The organism is Actinomadura sp. CNU-125, from assembly GCF_001942465.1.
Taxonomy (GTDB): Bacteria; Actinomycetota; Actinomycetes; order Streptosporangiales; family Streptosporangiaceae; genus Spirillospora.
In genome coordinates, this window is sequence record NZ_MKJY01000511.1 from 1 (window position 1) to 1,709 (window position 1,709).

A 1,709-nucleotide genomic window follows, 5' to 3' on the forward strand; every position below is an offset into this window, starting at 1 on the left:
CGCGCCGTGCCCGGGCCGGTGCCCGGGGTGCGGGCGGGTCGGTACGGGTCATCGGATGCCCCTTGCCGTGCGGGCGCCGCGTCCGCGGTCGCGGCCCCCGCTGGTCGTCGGTGTCGTGCCCGGTGCGGGTGCCGGTGTCGCCGGTGTCGTCCTGCCCGTGGTCCTGGCCGTTGCCGCGGGCGGCGCGCAGCCGCGCCAAGCCCCGGGAGACGTGCGACTTGACCGTCCCCTGCGGCAGCCCCATGACCTCGGCGACCTCCGCGACGGGCAGGTCCGCGACATGCCGCAGCACCACGCGACGCGCTGCCGTTCGGGCAGCCCGGCCAGCAGCGCCGCCAGCTCCCGGCCGGTCTCGCGGCGCGCCGCGGCCTCCTCCACGCCCTCGCCCGGATCGGGCGGGTCACCGGCGTCCTCCAGCGGGCCGGAACGCGGACGCCGCGCCGCCGACCGCAGCCCGTTGCGCCACACATTCGTCAAAATCGCCAGCAGCCAGCCCCGGGGACGCAGCCCGGCGATCCGGTCCGGACCGTAGCCGCACAACGCCCGGTAGGCGCGCAGGAACGCCTCGGCGGCCAGATCCTCGGCCTCGGCCCACCGCCCGCACAGCCGCAGCGCGGTGGAGAACACCACGCCCCCGTACGCCTCGTACAGCACCGCGAAGCCCACGTCCAGGTCACCGGCGAGGGCCGCGGCGACCTCGGCGCCGCGCTCATCCCGCGGGACCGGCGCGTCACGGCGGTTCCCGGCGGCGCCGTCTCGTCCGTTACCGTCACCTCTGTTCAACACCGCGGCCCCCGGGCCGGTTGCACACCGGCCCCGCGCGGGGCTCAGCCGAGCCACCCCGGGCGGATCATGCCGGTCTCGTAGGCCAGGACCACCAGCTGCGCCCGGTCGCGGGCACCGAGCTTGGCCAGGATACGGCTGACGTGGGTCTTGGCGGTGGCGGGCGACAGCACCAGCCGCCCCGCGATCTCCTCGTTGGACAGGCCCGCCGCCACCAGCGCCAGGACCTCCCGCTCACGGTCGGTGAGGGCGTCCAGCTTCGCGGCGGGCGGCGGCGCGCCGATGCGGGACGCGAACTCGGCGATGAGCCGCCGCGTCACCGTGGGGGCCAGCAGCGCGTCGCCGCGCGCGACGACCCGCACCCCGTGGATCAGCTCGGGCGGCTCGGTGTCCTTGACCAGGAACCCGCTCGCGCCCGCCTTGATCGCCCCGTAGACGTAGTCGTCGAGGTCGAACGTCGTCAGGATCACCACGCGGACGTCGTCCAGGCGGGCGTCGCCGGTGATGCGGCGGGTGGCCTCCAAGCCGTCCAGGACGGGCATGCGGATGTCCATCAGGACCACGTCGGGCCGCAGCTCGGCCGCCCGCCGCACGGCCTGCTCGCCGTCGCCGCACTCGGCGACGATCTCGATGTCGTCCTCGCCCTCCAGGATCGACCGGAACCCCGCCCGCACCAGGGTCTGATCGTCGGCCAGCACTACCCGGATCACGCCAGTTTCCTCCTTCAGCGGCGCCCGTCGCGCCGTGCTCGCCCTTGCTCGCCCTGCTCGGCCGGTGCCCGGCCCCGGCTTCCGCCCCGCTTCAGGCCCGCCCGGGTTCCCCCGGGGCCCCGGGCGCACGTCCGGGCGGCGGCGTCCAGCGGCAGCCCGCGCCCACACCCGGAACCCGCCGCCGGGCGCGGGCCCGGCGTCAGCTCGCCGCCGACC

The 1,709-nt window shown here is 76.8% G+C and carries 2 protein-coding genes and 2 pseudogenes; all 4 read right to left on the bottom strand.

The features are described 5' to 3' along the window. Window positions 1-244 (bottom strand): annotated as a pseudogene (locus tag BJF79_RS63755) (hypothetical protein); the annotation flags it as partial. Window positions 245-351: 107 nt separating this feature from the next. Further along, window positions 352-840: pseudogene (locus BJF79_RS66075) on the bottom strand (RNA polymerase sigma factor); the annotation flags it as partial. Continuing rightward, the gene (locus tag BJF79_RS39290) at window positions 828-1,493 is read right to left on the bottom strand and encodes a response regulator (protein ID WP_075905041.1); all 666 of its coding nucleotides are present in this window, start codon (window positions 1,491-1,493) and stop codon (window positions 828-830) included. The pseudogene BJF79_RS66075 and the gene BJF79_RS39290, both read right to left, overlap by 13 nt. A 14-nt stretch (window positions 1,494-1,507) precedes the next feature. Beyond that, window positions 1,508-1,709, bottom strand: a 202-nt coding sequence (locus tag BJF79_RS63765; protein ID WP_262403237.1) for a hypothetical protein, incomplete at its 5' end; no start/stop codon positions are given.